General features: G+C 64.7%; 6 protein-coding genes. 3 read left to right on the top strand and 3 right to left on the bottom strand.

The window, feature by feature from the left end:
- Positions 1-35 precede the first annotated feature (35 nt).
- Entirely contained in the window at positions 36-212 is a 177-nt protein-coding gene (locus AC3WJU_RS20880) for a CsbD family protein (RefSeq protein ID WP_059389945.1), read from the bottom strand.
- A gap of 146 nt (positions 213-358) precedes the next feature.
- Here AC3WJU_RS20880 and AC3WJU_RS20875 point away from each other — a divergent pair, with 146 nt between their 5' ends.
- Complete coding sequence (locus tag AC3WJU_RS20875) at positions 359-1330, top strand: magnesium transporter CorA family protein (RefSeq protein WP_492260740.1); 972 nt, start codon at positions 359-361, stop codon at positions 1328-1330.
- A 26-nt stretch (positions 1331-1356) separates the two neighbouring features.
- Here AC3WJU_RS20875 and AC3WJU_RS20870 read toward each other — a convergent pair whose 3' ends face one another.
- Entirely contained in the window at positions 1357-3015 is a 1659-nt protein-coding gene (locus AC3WJU_RS20870; RefSeq protein WP_492260739.1) for a phosphodiester glycosidase family protein, read from the bottom strand.
- 161 nt (positions 3016-3176) lie between these two features.
- Between AC3WJU_RS20870 and AC3WJU_RS20865 the strand changes: the two genes are divergently transcribed.
- Positions 3177-3761, top strand: a complete 585-nt coding sequence (locus tag AC3WJU_RS20865) for a histidine phosphatase family protein (RefSeq protein WP_284989100.1) — start codon at positions 3177-3179, stop codon at positions 3759-3761.
- A 91-nt stretch (positions 3762-3852) separates the two neighbouring features.
- Positions 3853-5166, top strand: a complete 1314-nt coding sequence (locus AC3WJU_RS20860; RefSeq protein ID WP_492260738.1) for an alkaline phosphatase family protein — start codon at positions 3853-3855, stop codon at positions 5164-5166.
- A gap of 46 nt (positions 5167-5212) precedes the next feature.
- Here the strand turns inward: AC3WJU_RS20860 and AC3WJU_RS20855 are convergent, their stop codons facing one another.
- Positions 5213-6328 (bottom strand): AI-2E family transporter, encoded by a 1116-nt coding sequence (locus AC3WJU_RS20855; RefSeq protein WP_307053391.1) that lies wholly within the window; start codon positions 6326-6328, stop codon positions 5213-5215.
- Positions 6329-6556 lie beyond the last annotated feature (228 nt).

The raw sequence follows: 6556 nt of genomic DNA, 5'->3' as shown, positions 1-6556 counted from the left end.
CCCCCCCCCCCCCCCCTGCTGTCGGCGTCGGTGGACTAGTGTTTCCTGAAGGCGCCTTTGATCTTTTCACCTGCCAGCTTCAGATCGGCCCTGACCTGACGGGACTTGCCCTCAGCCTTCAGCCGGTCATTGCCGGTGGCTTCGCCGGCCGCTTCCGTGGCCTTGCCGTGGAATTTACCGGCAGCGTGATGGATCCTCTCACCCCAACCCATGATGGCTCTCCTTTGTCGGCGGCCCGCGGCGGGACACCGCGAGGCCGCACTTAAATTGTAGGGACGGAACTGCGGCAAAGGCACGTCCCGGCCGGGAAGCCTTGACACTCAGGGAGCACGGATACGGGTCCCGTACCATGGGGCGGATGGTGTTCATACGGCTATACCGCGAAGGCAAACTCGAACGCGACGATGTCCGGGCCCACGAGATCGAAGCCCTGGCCCGCCAGGACGATGTGGTCCTGTGGATCGACTACACGGACCCGACGGCGGATGACCTGCTCGGCGTCGAAACCGTGTATGGGCTTCACCGCCTCGCCGTCGAGGACGCCGTCCACGACTTCCAGCGCCCCAAACTGGACCGGTACCCGAACCACCTTTTCCTCTCGGCTTACCAAGCGGCTCTAAAGCCTGGCACCGGCGAGCTGACCGTCGTCGAGGTCTCGGCATTCGTGGCCCATAACGCCCTGGTGACTGTACACGGGCCGGAGTTCGACACCGACGAGCTGACGGCGCACTGGGACTCGGAAACCGACCTCGCCCAACACGGGGTGCCCTTCCTCTTCTGGGGCCTGTTGGACATGATCGTCGACGGGCATTTCGACGCCGTCCAGGAACTCGATGGCTACATCGACGCCCTCGAAGAGTCGCTTTTCGACGACCACTCCCCCGACCATGACCTACAGCGGAAGACGTTCGAACTCCGCAAGAACCTCGTCCGGCTCCGCCGCGTCGTCCTGCCCATGCGTGAAGTCCTCAACACCCTGCTCCGGCGCGAAGACCTGGTCGGCTGCAGCCCTGCGATGCAGCCCTTCCTGCAGGACGTCTACGACCATGTGCTGCGTGCCTCGGAATGGACGGAATCGCTCCGCGACCTGGTCACCACCATCCTGGAAACCCACATCAGCATCCAGGGGAACCAGATGAACCTCGTCATGAAGAAGGTCACCAGCTGGGCTGCGATCATCGCCGTCCCGACTGCCGTGACGGGCTTCTTCGGGCAGAACGTGCCCTTCTTCGGCTTCCAGAGCGACTATGGGCTCTGGCTATCCTGCGCGCTCATGGCCGGCGGCTCAATCTTCCTGTACCTGGCGTTCAAGAAACGGGACTGGATCTAGCTGGTTCCCCTGGGACGTCCTCTGCCCTACTGGTCGTCCTTGCGGGCGGGAAGTACCAGGAGCGCATCCCCAACCGCGCGTTCCGAACCGCCCGACGGGCTGTTCTGGACTCTTCCTTCGGCAACGGCCGTTGTTGAGCCGCCGCCGTCGAGGTTCATGGCCTGGACCATGCCGAGCGACACCGCGACGTCAGCCTCTTCCTTCAAGCTCAATCCCAGGGAGGCAGTCGAGCGTCCGTCCGCGGTGACGAGCATGGTCCTGCCCTGAGCGTCGGTACCGGCGAAGGTCCGGGGGTTCCGCTTGTGGACCCAACCGTAGTAGAAGCTGTTTCCGTCGTTCGGGTGCACCATGCCGTCATGCCGGGCGGTGACGTCCACGCTGCCGTCCTTGACGAGCAGCGGGCCGCCGTTCACGACGCTCGTGGCCTTGTCGGTGTGCAAGGGCTTCCCATCCTGGCCGAGCAATCCGGCGTCGATCTTCAGCTTCGCGCCTAAGGGAGCGAGCGCGCGGAGCCTGGCGACGTCTGTTCCGGTGGCCTGGATGGTGTGTCCGCCCGCAGGCACGGCCGCGCCACGGGTTTCGGCGACGGAAGTCACTGTGTCTTTGCTGTCCACGGTCACTTCAAGACCCGGACCGGCAGGCGTGGCCGGCCCGAACTCCGGGGTGAACGTGACGAGCTCATTTGAGTTCGTGCAGGTGACGTCCTGGAGCGGACCTGAGATAGGCAAGTCGTTGGCGCCGCCACAGTTTCGGATCAGCCCGGGTACCCGGTCGATGCCGTCCAGAGCGGCTTCTCCGGCAGGGGAGGCGATCTTCCCTGACCAAGTCAATCGCTGGATACTGCTGGCATTCTTCTTTCCGTCAATGACGAGGGCCGGGCGGTCCGCCACGGCTTCGCTGAGAATCCTGCCGCCGTACACACCGACGCCGGCGGGGTCACCTTCGGCGCCGGCCTTCGGGTCGAAGACGAAGAAGCCTGCGTTGACGGCGGCGATGGCGTGGTCGTCCGCGGCCAGCTGGCTGGTCGTCTCCCGATTCTCCAGGTCCGGGCCGAATGATGCGGCTAGCTGGCCGTCGTACTTCCGGGGGTCGATGGTGATGACATCAAGATTCCACGGTCCGCGCGTCTTTGTGCTGGTCCCGGAGTCCCCGTCCCAACCGGTATGGATCACTGAGGACGCGAAACCGGCGGCCTTGATCTTCGCGACGACGGAGGCACCGTCGGCCTGTGCGGCAAAGTGGCCGGCACGGACCCGGAAGCCCAGATCGCCTCCGGCGTCGGCAAGCTGCGGCGACTGGACATGTTCAACGCGGGCATCGACGCTGGCGGCCTTGAGCTTGTCGGCTGTGCGCTGCGCTGTGGCTTGGCTCGAGAGCGCCGACGTCGGAGCATCCGGATCCGGCGAATCAGAGGGAATCGCCACTTCGGCTGTCCAGAAGAGCGAAGAGTCAGTCCCTCCCCTGCTGATTTTGGTGAGCGTGACGCCCGGAGCGAGGGTTGTCACGGTCCGATTCTCAGGGAGGTCTGCGGCGCCAAGGTTGAGGTGGGAAGCCTGGTCCGTGCTGTTGCTATTTGAGCGCACATCGTCCGCATGGGTGGGGCCCACCGGGGTGAGGAGCGCTGAAGAGACGGCCAGAATGAGTCCGCCAGTGAGGGCACTGCGACGCTTGAGGGAGGCTTTCATGCGTCCACCGTATAGAGGCCGGCCGGCCGTTCGGACAGGTTTTCCGGGTTTCGAGGCACCTGTTGACCGAAGCTTCATGCCGCGTTCACCTGCAGGACGAAGACCGTCCGAAGCATGGGCGTTGGCTGTCCGCGGATTGGGTTCAGGGCAGAATGGAAGGCATGCCCCTCACTACCTTCGCCCTCGTACGCCACGGCCAGACAGACTGGAATGCCCAGCGCCGGCTGCAGGGATCCACCGACATACCGCTGAACGACGTCGGCCGCGGCCAGGCGCGCGACGCCGTCGGCGTCCTGTCCGCCTACGAGTGGGACGCCATCGTTTCGTCGCCGCTGAGCCGGGCTGCGGAGACCGCCGAGCTGATCGCCGCAGGGCTGGGACTCACCGTGGACCGGCGCGTGCCGGAGCTCACTGAGCGCCGTTTTGGACCTGCCGAGGGCCTGCAGGCAGGACCTGAATTGGACGCCCTGCGCATCCCCGGCGGTTTCCGCGGCGCGGAAAGCGAGGACAAGGCAGCCTCCCGCGGCTTGGCTGCGCTGGAAGCGCTGGCCAAGGAGTTCAACGGCCGCCGCGTCCTGGTGGTCGCCCACGGAACGCTCCTCCGCGTGAGCCTCGGCCGTGCGGTGGGCCGCACTCTGCAAAGCATCGACAACGCCGTGCTCAACCTTGCCCACCACCATCCCGTTGACGGCTGGCATCTCGAATACTTCAACGGCGAACGCGTCATGGCCACTATTCCCGGCTGAGCCGCACCGGGTCGAAGGCATATCCACCGGGACAGCGGCGTGGGAGACTGTTCAGCACGGACAGGAACTCTTTCCGAAGGGGATGGTCACCGTGGCGGCAACTGGTCTTAACGCCGTCGAGCACATCGTCGTCTTGATGCTTGAAAACCGCTCATTCGATCACATGCTCGGATACCTCTATGCCGATTCCGGCAATGTTTCGCCTTCGGGGGACCCGTTCGAGGGCCTGACCGGCACTGAGTCCTGCCCCGCATCCGACGGCAGTCCGGTGACGGTCTATCAGCTGACTCCCTCGACCCCCGACCTCTACTTCATGCCGGGCGCCGACCCCGGAGAGGGGTACCAGGCAACGAACGCCCAGCTCTATGGGAGCGCCGGCGCGCCGAAGGCGGGGGCTCTTCCTTCGATGACCGGTTTTGTGGGCAACTACGCCGGCGCCATTAAGGACAACCTCGCCAAGGGCTGGCACGTGGTGCCTGAAACAAGCGAGCACATGATCATGGGCTGCTTCACCCCGCAGACGCTGCCGGTGTTGTCGGCGATGGCGAAGGGATTCGCCGTCTGCGACGCCTGGTTCGCGTCCGCTCCGACGATGACGATGCCTAACCGGGCCTTCGCCTGCGCCGGCACCAGCCAGGGCAACTTGGATGACAAGGCCAAGCGGTTCACCGTGCCGAGCATCTTTGGGCACCTGGGCAACCACGGCATCCCGTGGAAGATCTACGGCGAAACCAAGTCGCCCCTGACGAAACTCGACTTCGACGACACCCGGCACGCCCCGCCGTCGAACATTGGCCTGTTCGCGAACTTCCAATCCGACGCGGCAGCAGGGAAGCTCCCTGCATACGCTTTCCTTGAGCCGTCCTGGTCCTCGACGGGCAACAGCGAACATCCCAACTACAACGTCGCTCTCGGTGAGCAATTCCTTCTCGACGTCTATCGCGCCGTTCGCGATGGGCCAGCTTGGGACTCCACGCTGCTCATCATCACGTATGACGAACACGGGGGCTGCTACGACCACGTCGCCCCGCCATGGGGCGCGACACCGCCGGACGACGCCGCGGGGGAATTCGGTTTCGATTTCACCCGCTTCGGGGTGCGGGTGCCTACCGTGCTGATCAGTCCGCTCATCCCCGCCGGCACCGTCTTTCGGGCCTCCGGCGCTGTCCCGCTCGATCACACGAGCATCCTTGCGACCATCGAACATCGTTGGAACCTGCCGGCCCTCACCCGCCGCGATGCCGCGGCACCCGACGTCGGCGGGGCCTTGAGACTCGCCGTCCCCCGCACCGACGACCCCCTCGCGGGCGTTCGGGCACCCAGTCCCCCGCCGACCACGCGGGCCCTGGCAGAACAACCGTCCCACCTGGAGCAACTGCGCGAGGAGCTCCTAGCGCAAGCGTAAGACCGGGTGCCGCCCTAGGATCGGGCTGTGGCTGTGTGAGTCCTTTTCAGGCCGCGGTTCCGTCGGCGGGGCCGATCCCGGCGGGCGCCGTGTCTCCGCGCCCGGTCCACGTCTTGATGGCAGTCCACGCGACGGCGGCAGTCGGCACGGCTAACAAGGCCCCGATAATGCCTGCGAGCATCGTGCCAATGGCCAAGGCGAGCAAAATGGCCAGTCCGTGGATGCTCAGCACCTTGCCCATCAAAACGGGCTGGAGGAAATGGTGCTCAAGCTGGTTGGCCGCGATGAGGACAGCGAGGACGATGAGCGATGTCACCGGACCGTTCGAGATCAAGGCGACACCCACGGCGAGGGTACCCGCAGCGGTGGAACCAACGATGGGAATGAACCCGCCGATAAACACAAAAACGCCCAGAGGCAGGGCAAGCGGGACGCCGAGGATGGCCAGCATTGTTCCTATGATCACGCCGTTCACTGCTGCGATCAGAGCCGTGCCGCGGACGTATCCTCCCAGAACGACGGCGCTTCGTTCCGCGGCCAGGTGGGCCTTTCCGCGGTGAGCCGCGGGAAGGAATCCGAAGAGGAAGTTCCTGATCTTCTCGCCGTCCTTGAGGAAGAAGAACAGGATCACCACCATAAGAACCAAGCCGGCCAGGATTTCAGCGACCGTCCGCGCGCCGGTCAGCGCTTCGGCGCCGAAGCTACTGCTCGTGAAGAAGCGCTGGATGGAATCGGCCACGGATCGGAGCTGCTCGTCGCTGACTTTGAAGGGGCCGTTATTCAGGAATTGGTGCAGTTGCTCGATGCCGGCAGTGAATTTCACGGCAAGCTCCTTGGATTGCGCCCTGATAAGAAAGACGATTCCGGTGATGACTCCGCCGAAGACTGCAAGGATCCCCACGAACGACGCTGCGACGGCGAGGGCCCGGGGCCACCGGTGCGCAGTCAGCCAACGCACAAGAGGCGAAATTGCCGAGGCAAGAATGAGCGCGATTGTGACCGGGATCATGACGAGCGGAACGCTGGTCATCGCCCACACAATCACCGATGCCAGGGTGATGACCAGGAGCATCTGCCCTGAACGGATCCCTGCCCGGCCAAGGCCGTCGGACCACATCGCCGACATCGTGCGTTTGCTCGGCGAATTGTTGCTTTCAGTCATTGGATTCCTTCCTGGTGGTGGCTCCGGCACTGAACGCCCCGCCGTCGTGCATTCAGGCACGGTGCGCTAAGAACGGTCGGAGCTCTTGCCCTTATCGCTCATGCCTCACCCTAACGGCGAGCTCCGATGGAGCCGCAATTTCGGCCGACGGCTAGGGCGTGTCTCCTAAAGCGGCTAGCCAGATGCTGACTGCCCGGAGAACGGCTCCGCCGCGATAGGTGAGTGCGA

The organism is Arthrobacter sp. FW306-1B-F12A (assembly GCF_058781865.1).
This window is presented reverse-complemented; position numbering and strand designations above follow the sequence as displayed.